The 15505-nt window shown below is 39.8% G+C and carries 19 protein-coding genes; 11 read left to right on the top strand and 8 right to left on the bottom strand.

Going from position 1 to position 15505, the window contains the following annotated elements; all coding sequences use genetic code 11:
* Positions 1–2: 2 nt before the first annotated feature.
* From clpS to FTV13_RS05540, 3 genes are all read left to right on the top strand, one after another.
* Positions 3–416: an ATP-dependent Clp protease adapter ClpS gene (gene clpS / locus FTV13_RS05550; RefSeq protein ID WP_034170359.1), complete on the top strand. Its 414-nt coding sequence runs from the start codon at positions 3–5 to the stop codon at positions 414–416.
* Positions 417–425: 9 nt separating this feature from the next.
* Positions 426–2702 carry an ATP-dependent Clp protease ATP-binding subunit ClpA gene (gene clpA / locus FTV13_RS05545; RefSeq protein WP_034702512.1) on the top strand — a complete coding sequence of 759 codons (2277 nt, stop codon included), beginning with the start codon at positions 426–428 and terminating at the stop codon, positions 2700–2702.
* 107 nt (positions 2703–2809) lie between these two features.
* The gene (locus tag FTV13_RS05540) at positions 2810–3163 is read left to right on the top strand and encodes a YnfA family protein (protein WP_175967520.1); all 354 of its coding nucleotides are present in this window, start codon (positions 2810–2812) and stop codon (positions 3161–3163) included.
* Between the two features lie 81 nt (positions 3164–3244).
* On the opposite strand, the gene FTV13_RS05535 is transcribed toward FTV13_RS05540, so the two are convergent.
* From FTV13_RS05535 to FTV13_RS05525, 3 genes are all read right to left on the bottom strand, one after another.
* A complete protein-coding gene (locus FTV13_RS05535) occupies positions 3245–3718 on the bottom strand; it encodes a hypothetical protein (RefSeq protein WP_179992341.1) in 474 nt (157 codons plus the stop codon).
* A gap of 103 nt (positions 3719–3821) precedes the next feature.
* Positions 3822–4742, bottom strand: a complete 921-nt coding sequence (gene argF, locus FTV13_RS05530; RefSeq protein ID WP_004786004.1) for an ornithine carbamoyltransferase — start codon at positions 4740–4742, stop codon at positions 3822–3824.
* 114 nt (positions 4743–4856) lie between these two features.
* The gene (locus FTV13_RS05525; RefSeq protein ID WP_179992342.1) at positions 4857–5507 is read right to left on the bottom strand and encodes a TetR/AcrR family transcriptional regulator; all 651 of its coding nucleotides are present in this window, start codon (positions 5505–5507) and stop codon (positions 4857–4859) included.
* A gap of 229 nt (positions 5508–5736) precedes the next feature.
* Between FTV13_RS05525 and prpB the strand changes: the two genes are divergently transcribed.
* Together prpB and prpC are read left to right on the top strand one after the other, a co-directional pair.
* The gene (gene prpB / locus FTV13_RS05520) at positions 5737–6621 is read left to right on the top strand and encodes a methylisocitrate lyase (protein WP_004785998.1); all 885 of its coding nucleotides are present in this window, start codon (positions 5737–5739) and stop codon (positions 6619–6621) included.
* A 4-nt stretch (positions 6622–6625) separates the two neighbouring features.
* Positions 6626–7765 (top strand): 2-methylcitrate synthase, encoded by a 1140-nt coding sequence (prpC, locus tag FTV13_RS05515; protein WP_034702497.1) that lies wholly within the window; start codon positions 6626–6628, stop codon positions 7763–7765.
* A 77-nt stretch (positions 7766–7842) separates the two neighbouring features.
* Here prpC and FTV13_RS05510 read toward each other — a convergent pair whose 3' ends face one another.
* Together FTV13_RS05510 and FTV13_RS05505 are read right to left on the bottom strand one after the other, a co-directional pair.
* Positions 7843–8457 carry a hypothetical protein gene (locus FTV13_RS05510; protein ID WP_034702494.1) on the bottom strand — a complete coding sequence of 205 codons (615 nt, stop codon included), beginning with the start codon at positions 8455–8457 and terminating at the stop codon, positions 7843–7845.
* A gap of 108 nt (positions 8458–8565) precedes the next feature.
* A complete protein-coding gene (locus FTV13_RS05505) occupies positions 8566–9039 on the bottom strand; it encodes a CinA family protein (protein ID WP_034702490.1) in 474 nt (157 codons plus the stop codon).
* Positions 9040–9293: 254 nt separating this feature from the next.
* Between FTV13_RS05505 and FTV13_RS05500 the strand changes: the two genes are divergently transcribed.
* Together FTV13_RS05500 and FTV13_RS05495 are read left to right on the top strand one after the other, a co-directional pair.
* Complete coding sequence (locus FTV13_RS05500; protein ID WP_034702487.1) at positions 9294–9524, top strand: hypothetical protein; 231 nt, start codon at positions 9294–9296, stop codon at positions 9522–9524.
* 625 nt (positions 9525–10149) lie between these two features.
* Positions 10150–10359, top strand: a complete 210-nt coding sequence (locus FTV13_RS05495; protein ID WP_179992343.1) for a hypothetical protein — start codon at positions 10150–10152, stop codon at positions 10357–10359.
* A gap of 93 nt (positions 10360–10452) precedes the next feature.
* On the opposite strand, the gene FTV13_RS05490 is transcribed toward FTV13_RS05495, so the two are convergent.
* Entirely contained in the window at positions 10453–10794 is a 342-nt protein-coding gene (locus FTV13_RS05490) for a hypothetical protein (RefSeq protein ID WP_179992344.1), read from the bottom strand.
* A 581-nt stretch (positions 10795–11375) separates the two neighbouring features.
* Between FTV13_RS05490 and FTV13_RS05485 the strand changes: the two genes are divergently transcribed.
* The 4 genes from FTV13_RS05485 (at position 11376) to FTV13_RS05470 (ending at position 13137) form a co-directional block, all read left to right on the top strand.
* Positions 11376–11522, top strand: coding sequence for a hypothetical protein (locus tag FTV13_RS05485; RefSeq protein WP_179992345.1), 147 nt, complete (start codon positions 11376–11378; stop codon positions 11520–11522).
* 556 nt (positions 11523–12078) lie between these two features.
* Positions 12079–12369, top strand: a complete 291-nt coding sequence (locus FTV13_RS05480; RefSeq protein WP_034706646.1) for a type II toxin-antitoxin system HigB family toxin — start codon at positions 12079–12081, stop codon at positions 12367–12369.
* A gap of 1 nt (position 12370) precedes the next feature.
* The gene (locus FTV13_RS05475) at positions 12371–12772 is read left to right on the top strand and encodes a type II toxin-antitoxin system HigA family antitoxin (RefSeq protein WP_004785978.1); all 402 of its coding nucleotides are present in this window, start codon (positions 12371–12373) and stop codon (positions 12770–12772) included.
* Positions 12773–12984: 212 nt separating this feature from the next.
* The gene (locus tag FTV13_RS05470) at positions 12985–13137 is read left to right on the top strand and encodes a hypothetical protein (protein WP_179992346.1); all 153 of its coding nucleotides are present in this window, start codon (positions 12985–12987) and stop codon (positions 13135–13137) included.
* A gap of 41 nt (positions 13138–13178) precedes the next feature.
* Here FTV13_RS05470 and FTV13_RS05465 read toward each other — a convergent pair whose 3' ends face one another.
* Together FTV13_RS05465 and FTV13_RS05460 are read right to left on the bottom strand one after the other, a co-directional pair.
* A complete protein-coding gene (locus FTV13_RS05465; protein WP_179992347.1) occupies positions 13179–13814 on the bottom strand; it encodes an SOS response-associated peptidase in 636 nt (211 codons plus the stop codon).
* A 358-nt stretch (positions 13815–14172) separates the two neighbouring features.
* Positions 14173–15402, bottom strand: coding sequence for an alpha/beta hydrolase family protein (locus FTV13_RS05460; protein WP_373684485.1), 1230 nt, complete (start codon positions 15400–15402; stop codon positions 14173–14175).
* Positions 15403–15505 lie beyond the last annotated feature (103 nt).

Genomic DNA, 15505 nt, shown 5'->3' with positions numbered 1-15505 from the left:
GTATGCCAAGCAATAAACGTCCAAAATGTTTAAGTGAGATCAAAAATTCTTTTTACGAGTCCGGCATGGTTGATTGGCATATTAGCCCGCGTTTAACAGACGAGCCTTTTCACGATGATGACGCTGACCTTGCAGTCCAGACTGCACCTCCTGAACTGAAGCGTCCACCGATGTATGCAGTGGTATTATTGAATGACGATTACACTCCAATGGAGTTTGTAATTGAAATTTTACAACAATACTTTGCAATGAATCTTGACCAAGCTACACAAGTAATGCTAACTGTACATTATGAAGGAAAAGGTGTAGCTGGGGTCTATCCTCGAGACATTGCGGAAACCAAAGCGAACCAAGTCAATAATTACGCTCGATCTCAAGGTCATCCTTTACTTTGCCAGATTGAGCCGAAAGATTAAGGGGGTTGCATGCTCAGTCGTCAATTAGAAGTATCACTACGTTTGGCTGTCAGCATGGCTCGTCAAAAGAGACATGAGTTCCTGACCGTAGAACATTTATTATTAGCTTTACTCGACAATGATTCTGCCGTGAATGCCTTAAAAGCATGTGGTGCAGATATTATCGTTTTGCGTAAAGAATTAGAAGAGTACGTAGAACAACATACCCCTAAACTCGGTGAAAATAGTGATCAGGCACCTCATCCTACAGAAAGTTTTGACCGGATTTTGCAACGTGCAATTTTCCATGTTCAATCCAGTGGCGGTGATCGTACTGTAGAAGGCGCCGATATTCTGGTTGCGATGTATTCTGAGCGTGATTCTTTTGCAGTTTATCTGCTTAAACGTCATCAGATTAACCGTCTGACTTTAACTCAGTACCTTTCTCATGGTACGCGTAAAGACGAAGTACAGTCTGAAGAAGAAATTGAAGAACTGGACGGTGAATCGGCCTCTTCCAATAATTCTGGTCCGCTAGAGTTATATACGACAAACCTGAATCAGGAAGCTCAACGCGGCAAGACAGATCCATTGATTGGCCGTGAAAAAGAAATTGAGCGGGCAGCGCAAATTTTATGCCGCCGTCGTAAAAATAATCCCTTACTTGTTGGTGATCCAGGTGTGGGTAAAACGTCGATTGCTGAAGGTCTGGCTTGGTTAATTGTGAATGGCAAGGCACCTAAGCCACTGGAAAATGCTGAAATCTATAGCCTAGACATCGGCGCACTGGTGGCGGGAACTAAATACCGTGGTGATTTCGAAAAGCGTTTAAAACAACTATTAAATGCCTTGAAGAAAAAACCAGATGCAGTACTGTTCATTGATGAAATTCATATGATCATCGGTGCAGGTTCAAGCATGGGCAGCACCATGGATGCATCGAATCTAATCAAGCCTGCATTGGCAAATGGTTCATTGCGTTGCATCGGTTCAACCACATTCCAGGAATACCGTCAGGTCTTTGAAAAAGATCATGCCTTGTCACGTCGGTTCCAAAAAATAGATGTGAATGAGCCTTCGATTACAGAAACAATTGATATCTTGCGTGGCCTGAAATCTAAATTTGAAGATTTCCACCATGTGCAGTATGACGATCAGGCACTGGTTTCTGCGGTTGAACTGTCAGCGAAATTTATTAATGACCGTTTCTTGCCAGATAAAGCGATTGACGTGATTGATGAGGCCGGTGCACAACGCCGTTTGAAAGCTGAGCAAGATGACAGCCTGATTACAGTTGAAAACATCGAAGACATTGTGTCCAAGATTGCCCGTATTCCACCGAAAACGGTTTCTAAAGATGACAAGTCTGTACTGGAGAACCTTGAGCGTGATCTGAAACGTGTGGTCTTCGGCCAAGATGAAGCAATTGAAGCTTTAGCTTCTGCGATCAAACTGTCTCGTGCAGGTTTGAAATCGCCTGATAAGCCAGTCGGTAGTTTTGTCTTCGCAGGTCCAACGGGTGTAGGTAAAACTGAAGTCACCAAGCAATTGGCGAAAATTTTGGGTGTAGAGCTGGTACGTTTTGACATGTCCGAATACATGGAACGTCATGCAGTCTCTCGTCTGATCGGTGCGCCTCCAGGTTATGTTGGTTTTGACCAAGGTGGTTTGCTGACCGATGCGATTCACAAAAATCCGCATTGTGTATTACTTCTAGATGAGATTGAAAAAGCGCATCCAGATGTATTCAACTTGCTATTACAAATCATGGATCATGGTTCCTTAACGGATAATAATGGTCGTAAGTCCGATTTCCGTAATGTGGTACTGGTTCTAACGACTAATATTGGTGCGGAAAGTATTTCCCGCGTCAGCATTGGTTTCATGGAACAGGACAACAGTAATGATAATCAGGAAGCGATGAAGAAAGCCTTCTCGCCAGAATTCCGTAACCGTCTGGACGGTGTAATTCAGTTTAAGGCATTGCCGAATACCATTATTGAAAATGTCGTGGATAAATTCCTGACTGAACTTCAGGCACAACTGGATGAGAAGAAAGTGGTGCTGGAGGTGGATCAAAGCGCACGCGAATGGATGGCTGAAAATGGCTATGACCGTTTGATGGGTGCTCGACCAATGCAGCGTCTGATTCAGGAACATCTGAAAAAACCACTGGCTGAAATGATCCTGTTTGGTGAACTGGCTGAAAATGGTGGTAACGTTTCAGTTTCTGTGAAGAAAGAAAATGGTAAATCTGTCGGTCTGAAACTTGAAGTCTTCGAAGATCAGACTGCTGAACCAGCTTAATCATTGAATAGATCATCATCAGACCCGTGTTCGCACGGGTTTTGTTGTTTTATTTGCCCTTAATTTATGTACTCTTGGTTTAAAGAGTTTCTGATTTAGCGGAATATATGGATATCCAAATTAGCAAACTTTTAACTACGTTTTTTCTATTTTTATTAACAGCATTGATGGAAATTTTGGGCTGTTATTTTCCTTACCTGATTTTAAATCAGGCGAAGAGCCAGTGGTTATGGGTTCCGACGGCATTAGCTTTAGCTGCTTTTGTCTGGCTTTTGACTTTGCATCCAGCCGCTTCTGGGCGTATTTATGCCGCCTATGGGGGAATTTATATTTTCTCAGCATTGATGTGGCTGAGATTCGTTGATCAGATCAGCCTTTCACGTTGGGATCTGCTTGGGGGAATCGTGGTCATTCTAGGTGCATTAATTATTATTTTACAGCCGCAAGGTTTGATCCGTTGACCGTCTGTTTATATTTACCAAAATAGAATTTATCAAAATATAAAAGGCAGCTAAAGCTGCCTTTATTGATTCTAGACAAGATTATTTTACATTACAGTCTTTCTGGGAGAGGTCAACATTATAAGTGTGTGTTTGGGAGCTGAGACTAAGTTCGATTTTATAAGGATTGACGATCTGATAGCGATGTTCAAAAAAGATCTGGCAGTTATTTAGAAGATTATTACGAATCACTTTAAGAACTTCTTTACGGCCTAAGTCTTTCTCAAACTGGCTAAAGTCGGGTGTCGTGATCATGCCTTTAAGCGTGGTTTTATTGGCTGTAAGTTGTAACTGCTCTATGATTGTATTCTGATCGATCTGTAGCGGTAAAGTCTTGGAATCTTCCGCACTTAGCACGGTAAGCAGCTCGTTCAGCTCAGCTTTTTTCTCAATTTTAAACTTGCTGTCCAGAATGCCTTTTCCTTGGAGATACTGGTCGAATTCAGAAGCATACACCGGTAAAGCAGCACTACTAAAACCTGCCAGGAGTGCCAAAGTCCAATATTTTTTTTGCATTGTATCGCATCACTTTTTATGTCATTTCAATTCTGATTATAAGAGCTGAAACAAAAAAAGCACCAGAGATTGGTGCTTAATTTGTGAAGATTTTTTGAAGGAATCAGTCTTTTTTCAGGTTTTCATTCAACAGGAATTCAACCAGTGCTTTTTGTGCATGAAGGCGGTTTTCTGCTTCATCCCAAACCACAGCATTTTTGTGATCCAGCATGTTTTCAGAAATTTCTTCACCACGATGCGCAGGTAAGCAATGCATGAACAGGCAGTCTGGGTGTGCAAGATCCATTAGGCGTTCATTCACCTGATAATCTGCAAAAGCTTTTTCACGGATTTTCTGTTCTTCTTCCTGGCCCATACTTGCCCAAACGTCAGTGACGATCAGGTCGGCATTGACTGCTGCATCTTCAGCAGTATCGACCAGTTCTACACAGTGTGCGAATTCAGACAGGAACTGTTCTTGAGGCTCATAGCCTTTCGGTGCAGCCACTTTTAGCTTGAAGCCCCACATGTGCGCTGCTTCGATATAAGAGTTACACATATTATTGCCATCGCCGATCCAGGCAACAGTTTTACCTTCGATCGAACCGCGATGTTCCAGATAAGTCTGCATGTCAGCAAGTAACTGGCAAGGGTGATGATCATCAGTCAAAGCGTTGATCACTGGAACTTTTGAATAAGAAGCAAAACGTTCTACGATATCGTGACCGAAAGTGCGGATCATCACAATATCCAGCATGCTGGAAATCACACGTGCAGAATCTTCAATTGGCTCACCGCGACCCAGTTGGGTATCGCGTGAAGACAGGAAAATGGCGCTACCACCAAATTGGCTCATGCCAGCTTCAAACGAAACACGCGTACGGGTACTCGATTTTTCAAAAATCATGCCCATCACTTTACCAACAAAGGGTTGGAACACTTCATTGTTATGCTGTTTGCGCTTAAGCTCAATTGCGCGTTGCAAAATCTGGTTAAGTTCTAAAGTTGATAAATCGCGTAAGGTGAGAAAGTGACGGAGAGCCATTCGTTACTCCACAATAATTGCCGAAAAACTCGATCAACAATCAGTTGTTGGTTAGTTTAAGAAAAAATACGGAATCGGCTAATATACTATAAGCAATGAAAAATGCAAAAAAAACTAGACTTTTTGATGACCGTCTAAAAATCGATCCACACAATAACTGATGTATTTGTCGATTTCCTGATCATCTTCCTGTACCGGAATTCCCATCAGAATCCGCCATTCCAGATTACGCAAGATGCCAAAATATAACTGGGCCGAATATTGCGGATTCTCGCAATGCAATAAACCTTGCGCATCTGCTTGTTCTAAAGCCGTGGCAATCGCACTTTGTACATGTACTGGGCCTCGTTCATGAATATGCTGCGCGAGTTCCGGATTACGCTGACTCTGTTCCAGCACCAGACGCATAAAGGCTGAATTTTCCGGTTGCATGATCTGATGATAAAAATTAAGCAGCGTATGTACCAGATAACTACGAAAATCCAGAGCCATCAGCTCGATCGGAATACTGATATCTTCAAAAAACTTGATACGACGATAATCGCAAATGGCCTTAAACAAGCCTTCTTTGTTGCCAAAGTACTTGTAAATAGAAGCCTTGGAACCGCCTGCATGCTGGACAATATCATCAAGAGAAACTGCATCATAACCATGTTCCAGAAACAGTTCGGTCGCAGAGATCAGCAGCGCAACGCAGCGCTCATGACCACGTTTGGTTTGTGGCAGATCTTTGGCGAGTGGTTCCAGATGAACAAGGTTTTGCATAGAGGATGGTATATCAACAGGTTATATAAACTTGGTAGTTCATCATAACAAATATATCCGCAGATTTCACAATCGGACCGGATGAAGGCGGAATTTATTCAGTGAATCAAGTAAAACTTAAAAGTTTGACTAAAGTTTTAGAGTTTTTATTCTATTGGCTTATAGCATCATGGTTTCAAATCGGTATACTCAAATCTCAATAATTATAGCCAAGACTGTGGAAGGGAAGATGACAGAACAAATGTCTGCAGGTTTAAAGTTTAGACAAGCGCTTGAAGTCGAAAAACCATTACAAATTATGGGCACAGTGAATGCCTATGCTGCCATGATGGCCAAACAGGTCGGCTATAAAGCCATTTATCTCTCTGGTGCCGGTGTTGCCAACTATTCTTATGGTCTACCTGATCTAGGCATGACCAGCCTAGATAATGTTCTGGAAGATGTGCGTCGCATTACTGAACGTGTGGATACACCCTTGCTGGTTGATATCGATACAGGCTGGGGCGGTGCATTTAATATCGCACGTAGCATCAAGCAGATGATTGCTGCTGGCGCTGCAGCTGTGCATATCGAAGACCAAGTTGCACAAAAGCGTTGTGGTCATCGTCCGAATAAGGAAATTGTGACCCAACAGGAAATGGTTGACCGGATTAAGGCAGCTGTCGATGCCAAAACCGATTCAAACTTTGTGGTGATGGCACGTACCGATGCATTACAGAAAGAAGGTCTGCAGGCAGTGATTGACCGTGCTTGTGCCTGTGTCGAAGCAGGTGCAGATGCCATTTTTGCTGAGGCAATGACGGATATTACGATGTATCGCACCGTATGTGATGCAGTTGGTGTCCCAGTATTGGCCAATATTACCGAATTTGGTGATACCCCATATTACACCACTGAAGAACTGGCTGAGCAGGGTATTCGCATGGTACTTTACCCGCTATCAGCCACCCGTGCGATGCAAAAAGCGGCACTGGAAGTGATGCGCTCAGTGCGTGAAAATGGTACACAGGTGCATGTTCTGGATAAAATGCAACCGCGTAAAGAATTATACGAATTTTTAGATTATCACAGCTTCGAAAACACATTAGATAAACTGTTCAAGCAGGAGAATTAAAACAATGGCTGAAGGAAAAGTACTCACTGGCGCAGGATTGCGCGGACAAGTCGCAGGCAAAACTGCACTTTCAACAGTAGGCAAAAGTGGTGCAGGCCTGACCTATCGCGGCTATGACGTACAGGATCTGGCAGAAAACTGTCAGTTTGAAGAAGTCGCTTACCTGATTTTCTTTGGTGAATTACCAACTTCAGAACAGTTGGCAGCCTATAAAGCAAAACTGAAATCTTTGCGTGTACTGCCACAAGCATTGAAAGAAGTACTTGAGCGCATTCCAGCGGACTCACATCCAATGGATGTGATGCGTACTGGCGTATCGATGCTGGGCAACCTTGAAACTGAACAGTCTTTTGATCAGCAACAGGATGTTGCAGACCGTATTCTGGCGACGCTACCAGCAATTATCTGCTATTGGTATCGCTATAGCCATGACGGCGTACGCATTGATGAAAATACCGATGATGATTCAATCGGTGCTCAGTTCCTTCATTTGCTACATGGCAAGAAGCCAAATCAGCTGCATGAACAGGTGATGAATGTATCCCTGATTCTGTATGCAGAGCATGAATTTAATGCTTCAACCTTCACAGCGCGTGTTTGTGCATCAACTTTGTCTGACCTGCATTCATGTATTACCGGCGCAATTGGTTCACTACGGGGTCCATTACACGGCGGTGCCAACGAAGCGGCAATGGACATGATTGAAAACTGGAAATCTCCAGAAGAAGCCGAGCGCAAAATGCTGGGCATGCTGGAGCGTAAAGAAAAAATCATGGGCTTTGGTCATGCGATCTATAAAGACAATGATCCGCGTAATGGCATTATCAAGCAGTGGTCTGAAAAACTGGCAAAAGATGTGGGTGATACTGTGCTCTATCCAGTATCAGTACGTTGTGAAGAAGTGATGTGGCGCGAGAAAAAACTGTTCTGTAACGCAGACTTTTTCCATGCTTCTGCTTATCACTTTATGGGTATTCCAACCAAACTGTTTACGCCAATCTTTGTGATGTCACGCGTCACAGGTTGGGCGGCGCATGTGATGGAACAACGTGCAGATAACCGGATTATCCGTCCGAGCGCGGATTATACCGGTCCAGAATTGCGTAAAGTGGTTCCAATTGCTGAACGCACTTCTGCTGCGTAAGCCAGAGATATTCTAAATATAAAAAATAAGGTCTCCACGAGACCTTATTTTTTTTCTGATTATTTATTGACGTTGGTTTAACGACTTAATAATGCTGGATCTTCAATATGATAACCGGTTTCGAATGGGAGGCCTAAGTATTTTACCGTCACCAGTATTTTATTCTGTTTCGGTACTTTATAAGTCTGGTTTAATCTTAAATCTGCTTTATAGCTGACTGCTTGTTGAACAGGACTTTTATACTGGCCAGATTGCACTCGATATTGATAAGTCCATTTTGGGACTTTCTGTTTAGGGTCATGCCATGCAGGGGCGGTACCTTTGCTGGTCTTTAATAGCTTAAGCTGGATGGCTTGCTTTCTCAGTGGTACCAGCGGAATTAGTCGCTTTTTAATTTTGGCAATTTCCTGGTTAAACTTACGGCTGTCCTGATCGTAGTCAATCTGCTTGGTTTTTGGATTGATATACAGGGAGTTCACCTGAATTAACTGATTCGGAGTTTTGGATTTAAAATTATAATAATACAGTTGAGGTAGGCGTCCGCGACCATCGAGATAATGCCGCAACAGATAAAGTTTCTGGTCTTTGACTTCATAACCCAAAACTTCAATATTCTGTGGGCCACCAACAGTGGCGAAAGCGGATACAGGAATACCAAGGGCGAGCAAAAGGGCTGCAATTCTTATTTTCATCACTGATCAGGCCTCATTAAAAAAACGTACTTTTATAGAAATAATTTAACTATAAATACAGTAGAAATAATGAAGTTTGATCAGCACTCAATATAAACAGTTTTAGCTTTAGGTGTTGAGTAGATTAATCATGTCATGTGCGATGACGGCTGCCAGTTTATTGAGACGTTCCTGTGGAGTACCTTTAATATAATACTGGAACTGGTGAGTCTGAAGACCATCATAAACAGCGGCAAAGAAAGTACCTTCCGGCTTATCTGGGGTCGCGCTACCGCCTGGTTTAAGCAAGCCTGTACAAGCAATAATCCAGTCAGCTTCCTGAAACATTTTTTTGCCTGCCTCAGCCAGAGCAACCGTTACAGGCATGGATTCAGCTGAATGGGTACTAATCAGATTCGGAGAAATTCCCAAGACATTAATCTTCACAGACGGATCGTAGCACACTAGACCACCCAGCAAGATTTCAGCACCTTCATTTTTGCAAATTGAAAACTGACTGGTTAAATAGCCAGAACTTGCACTTTCAATAAAAGCAATCTTGATGTTTCTTTGTTCCAGCAGGCCACAACATGTTTTAATCATAATGTCTATTTTGTCTTAGAAGGTAATCCTTATTCCAATGTAGTCCCATTTTGCTTTTGTATCAACTGTGAGATTATTTCTTTATTATGATGAAAGGTAAAATATTTTTGTAATTTTAGTATTCCAAACGTAAGTTTGGCAGTTGTTAAACTGATTGCTTAATGCTTGGACAATATTTGAAATTAATGGTTTTAACTTGCTCTGATCAGTGGTAAAAATAAAAATAAAGTGCGTAAGGAAAGTAGGTTGTAAGAATGAAAACCACAGTAAAGTATTCCGTATTAAAAAGTCTAGATTATCAACTGGGTACTCCTTTATTTCAGGAAGAAATTGAGGCAGATGGTCAATATTTTGATCAGATCCCAAGCATCATTCATTACCAGAATTTAAAGTTTAAAGTCAAAAGCAAAGAATTAAAGCGTTTATATCTGGCCGAAGAGCAAGAAGAAAGCCAAACCATTATTGTAAAAGTGGTCGCAATCTAAAAATAACTTATTAAAAATAAGCCTCTTAAAATAAGAGGCTTATTTATTGGATAAAGATCGTTAAAATAAAATTTGATTAGATTTAATAAAAAAATCTAATAATAATTTTAAAAATATAAAGTCAAGGTAAATTGGCAACTGAAAAGGCCTTATTTGTGATTCTATGTAATATATTCTGCTATTTAAAAATGGTTTTTTTCGTTTTTATATTTAATGATCTAATTTTTAGAAAATTAGGTTAAACATGTATAAGAAATTATAATTTTAAATAATTAATAAAATTCAATATCTTATAAATATAATCATATTTTATATAAGTAGCAAAATGTATTTCTAAATTTTATTTTAAATTTAAGTTTATATACAATTTTTTGATTAAGTTATGACTTTAATTGAAAAATAAAATTTATAAAAGATAGAAAGCTTTCAATATGTGTTCATTCTATTATTAAAAGTAATTTATGTTTCTTATAAATCCAGACTTCAATTACTTAACTTACCTTTTTTTACATTGAATTAATATGTAACAGGTAATAACTTGGCGAATTTTTAAAAATAGGTAGAGTAAATATTAAGTCGAATCCTAATCATCGGCGATTTAAAGCAAATAGTAAGGAGTTACACCATGGCTAATAATCAACAGCAAAATCAGCAAGACCAACAGAACCAACAACAACAGCAAGACCAACAACGTCAGCAAAACCAGAATCAAAATCAGCAACAGCCGAACCAGCAGCAACAACAGCCGCAGGGCCAACAGGACCAGCAACGCAATCAGCAACAACAGCAACAGCCACAACAAGATAACCAGCAGCAAAATTTGCGTAATCAATAAGATTAGTCAAAGCTGCAGCGTTCATATCTAAGCTGTGTAATCTCTACAAAAAACCGCCTTCTTTAAGGCGGTTTTTTTATTGTTCAGAATAAATCAGCATTGAATATTGGATTTTACTTTATAAAAGTCGAGCGCATTTTTCAGATCTTTCAGTAATTCCTGCTCCTCATATTCTTGTGGCATTAGTTTTATTAGGGCCGGCATATAATAAGTTTTATATTCTTTAGGATAATCCTCACATAAAATATGTGTTCTTTCCTCAAGGCTAATAGTAGAAGAATCTAATTTATCTAAATAAGCACTCAATCGGGCATCGGATTGTTCAAACTGAGCTTTCACTGCCGGATCAGGTTCAGCTGATACATCTGCCTGTTGTTTTTGGCAGCCTGTGATGGCCAATGCCAATAGGGCAATTATGAATAATGATATTTTCATGGCAACAATATATTGTTATCAGTCGTTGGAAAAATTATAAAGAGAAATGAGTGAAAGAGCACCTGCCTTTAAACTCATTGACAGCTGAGAAAATAGAAAATTAAAAGGACTTTGATAAAATAAATAAAATATCTACCAATATGTATAAGTTGCATCTCTGCTTTTATGACTCACTTGATTGAATGAAAACTGAATGAATCAAAGTTTTTTGTATTTAATTGCATCTAAGTTGATGAAAAATAGCCAATAAAATATAAAACATAACCTATATTCAACATTTGGTAAAATAGCCTCTATATTTCATATACATATTAGATGCATGACAAGTGGTACTTTATCACCACTATAACAACTCAGATAAAATAATTTAAAATCAGCAAGTTAAAAAGCCTTGTTTAATCTAGACAGTTAAACAGGGCCCATTTTTTAGATCATAAATATGTCTAAAACAGATGATTCTCCGATATTTATCCTTCACATAAGTTTTCATATACAACATAAAACCTGAAAATACGTTCAAGTGTGAAACATGAATAGATGTTATTTATATATCTCTTTTCATGAAAAGACAGGGTAGAGCTATGATGAGATGTATCTGTGCATTTGGTATGGGTGTCATGGTGGGATGTTGCTTTAAATCTTGCAAAGAAAAAATGTGCCGGATGATGAGCAAGGATCAGGGTACCAAAGACCAAGCGCCAAAACATGAAGAGAGTGTACAAATTTAGAGGCTATAGCTTGCCTGTGCGATCGCAGTACAGGTGAGTGATTCAATCGTTTCAAGGTAAATAAATCGTGGAGCTGTAAGCCATTATCTTTAAAGCAACTAAGCTCGATCCATGATCGAGCTGTTCACAGTCAGGAGAAACACATGTTCCAATTTATATGTTGTTTATTTGGTCTTCATGGTGCGACTGAAATTGATTACACAGTCGATGATTTTGAAGTCAAAAAGTGTCGTGATTGCTTGAAAGATTTAAATTAACTCTCTAGACCTTCGCGGTATAGATGGATGTTGAACCCCCGTTTGATATAGATCGACGGGGTTTTCATTTTTTATTATTGATATTTGATATTTGAAAATAGAACTAATATATCAAAGCGATATTTTTATAAGTTATTGATAGTTAATTAATAAAATTACTAAAAATAAGGGTTTATTTAATTTTAACTTGTGATTTGACCATAACAATACTCATCTCAACTAAATTCATCCTTTAAGCGTTATTGCAATATGCGATATTTAGGTTATACTCTGAATATAGCAAAATGCGATAAATAATTATGCATGTGATCACTCACGCTCGGATTCTGGAAGCAATGCAAAAGTGGCCACACGCTGAAACTGCATTGGATGGTTGGTATCGAATTATCAAGGCCAATGATCCTAAGGATTTTGCCGACATGAAGCGATTATTTCCCGCAGTCGATAAAGTCGGGAAATTTCATGTCTTTGATATTGGTGGCAACAAGATCAGGTTGATCGCAGTTGTGATGTATCAAGCAAAACGTGTCTATATTCGCCATGTCTTATCCCATCAGGAATATGACAAAGGTCATTGGAAGGAGGCTTAATATGAATGCAATGATTAAACAGGCCGTTGATCACTGGCGTTATGTTGCACCTTTGCTCAGCAAGCCAGAAACTGAAGAAGACTTTAATACGCTCACTGAAGCTTTAGATGAACTTCTGGATATTGTAGGTGATGATGAGTCGCATCCCTTAATGGGGCTGATTCTTCAACTGGGTGATTTAGTCTCAGCTTATGAACATGAGCATTTGCCGATGCCAGAAGGCGATGGTCGTACTGCACTGGCTTTCCTGATGGAACAGCATGGTCTCAGCCAATCAGATCTATCTGACATAGCTACCCAGTCGGTCATTTCTGAAATCCTGAATGGTAAACGTCAGCTCAATATCCGTCATATTAAAGCTTTGTCTGAACGTTTTAATGTTTCTGCAGATACTTTCTTTTAAGTAATAAGAAACCAAATTTTAAGATCGATGAGCTGTGTTTCCTGAAAGCAGGTTGCACAGCCAAATAGATTTAGATTCGAACCAGAAGTCTATATAAGCTCTGATTAGAAGAATGTATGTTTATTAAAATGTATGGAAAACATAAATATTATTGATGTTTAACCTTATATGTCCTAATAATTTTCTAAGCATCTAGAGGAAAGGGAATATATATGACAACTCATGCAGAACACCAAACAGAGCAAGAAGATAATCCGCAAAAAGAATCTAATGATGATAAAGGCAATCAAGCAACCTATAAGGGCGTAAAGCCTAAGAAAAAGCCTAATGCCGAGCCAGAGCATCCGCTGAGGGAGCAGAAATAAGTATTTTATATGAATAAAGCCCTAGCTTGGTTTAGGGCTTTTCAGTTGGTCCACAAACCTTGCTCTTTAGGCCTTGCTATAAATTCATCTTTCATTTCAAAGAAAAAATTATGAGCTTGTTCATGGTCGCAGTTGAGCCAGTCGTGTCGTAATTCTTCAGGAATCACAATAATCGAACGTTTTTCATCATTCGGCTTGTGAAACCGTTTCATAAATGGGTGCTGATCCGAATTTATGGTAAGCATCGAAAAGGATCTGATTTTCTCACCTTCAATCAATGCATCCTCATAAATTGCTGCAACCGTGAAAGGATGACCATCTTCACGTGAAATACCAAACCAGTGTGGTTTATCGTCTATATATTTAGGCTCAAAGAATGTATCGACTGGGACTAAAGTAAACTGGTTATTTTTCCAGGCATGTCGAAAACTTGGTTTGGATGCCACTGTTTCACTCCGGGCATTGTAGGTATGTCTGCCATATTTCAACTCTTTTGCCCAAGATGGAACTAGTCCGAAACGTGCAATATCCAGCTCAAACTTGTCCGCACCACGCATAATGATTGGGGCGGGTGCTAATGGATAAACATGTATTTTTATTCCGAGTTCCAGTTGTTCTTCATGAATATCTAGTAAGGAAAGACGTTTTTTTGAAGGGAATTCATAGTTCGAGCACATAAAGAACCTCTTTCATTCTCATTGTTGTTTGCTAAAGAATTAAGGAATCAAAATGGGGAACTCAAAAATCAAAATTATGAGTTTCAGCAAAAGCTCTAATACTTGCTTTAGCTACACGTTTGCGAAGGAATAAAATTTGGATTAATTAAAGTTAGTTGGCCTGTAGCAGGCCCGGATTAATCTCAAATAAATGAAATATTACGTTTCGATATTCGTTACTGCTTAACTGCGATAAGCGTGTTAAGGACATACTAAGGTCATAAGAGCTAAACTTTTAATGCTATGCAGTCTAGTAACAGACTGCATATTTCATAGACTTACCATGATCATAAATATCTAATCGACAAAAATATGAACATTAATTTGTCTCACAAGTACTCATAAATTTTCCTTGTTCAACTGAGTTGATAAAGTCTTCGACCATAAATTGACTTTGTCTTAAAGAGCCATGATGATCTGCACCTTCAACAGTTTTAAATGCAATCGGCTTTTGTTTGGTACACATTAGCTGATAATAGGCATGAGTACCTTGATAATCTACAATCTGGTCTTTATTACCCTGAACTATCATTACAGGGACAGTAGGTATCATATTTTCGATGGATTGTTTTTTTGAATATTCTATTAAGGGATTAAGATCTGCATCAGTTTTGAAAACTGTTTGAGGTGCTTCTTTCACATCAGCTTGTAATTCCGATAAGCCATGATTACGCGCATAATTGACAATCTGGGCCATTTCAGGACTCAATAAATTCATAATATTGAGGCTAGGATCCGCGGCTTCAGCACCTAAAAGAACGATAGGAAGAAATGCAACCACACTTTTTTCGATTTGAGGATGCGAGGCTGCGTATTGAGCAATTCCCTCATATTGATATCCTCCTGGGGCGACGACCAGTGCTCCACGTAACTTTAACTCAGGTGCATCTTTTTGCCCATGTGCAGCTACCATTAGGGCAGCAGCGCCTCCCTGACTGTGACCCATGACATACCATTTCCTGTTAAAATGATAAGGCTTTAAAAAATGAAGTGCTCTTACAGAGTCAACCACAGTATGCAGTTGGCTCTGTGCATTCATGTAGGGGTGTTTGCCGGGTGTACCTAAGCCCTGATAATCGGTGGCAACTACTGCATAGCCTTGGGCAAGCCAGGCATCAAGTGGTTTGGAAGCCAGCTCTTGATAGGCATGCACGGGTCCACCGACATAATCACCAGAAGGGGCACAGGTATCTGCCACTCCGGTGGTGCCATGTGCCCAGGCTAAAACGGGCCAGCCACCTCTAGGTGGTTTGCCTTGTGGCAATAAAACAAATCCGGAGACAACAATGGGTTCTGAATGTATACCACGGCTGCGATAGGTAATTAAAAATCGTTGGGCGGCATGGGGAAATAAATCAGTACTTTGTTCTTCGATAGCGAGTAGAGTTCCGGGGGTCTTTGCAGCAATATCACAATTATGATGATTGCATTTCTGGGAATCCTGATTCTTGCATTTCCGGGAAATAGCAGGAGAGGCGAGCAAATAAGCAGAGCCTAAGCCCGCACAGCCCACTATAATTTTCAGGAGAGGACTTTTTGTTTTCATCACAGATACCATTTCAATTTTTATAATTTCATTTATAATGTAGCAGTCTTAGCCATGTTTCTAAATTAACTATTAACAAACTTTGTAAACTAAAATTATTAAGCTA

Source organism: Acinetobacter sp. YH12235, from assembly GCF_013417705.1.
Classification (GTDB): Bacteria; Pseudomonadota; Gammaproteobacteria; order Pseudomonadales; family Moraxellaceae; genus Acinetobacter.
The sequence above is the reverse complement of the archived record's forward strand: the minus strand, read 5'-3'. Positions and strand labels throughout refer to the sequence as shown.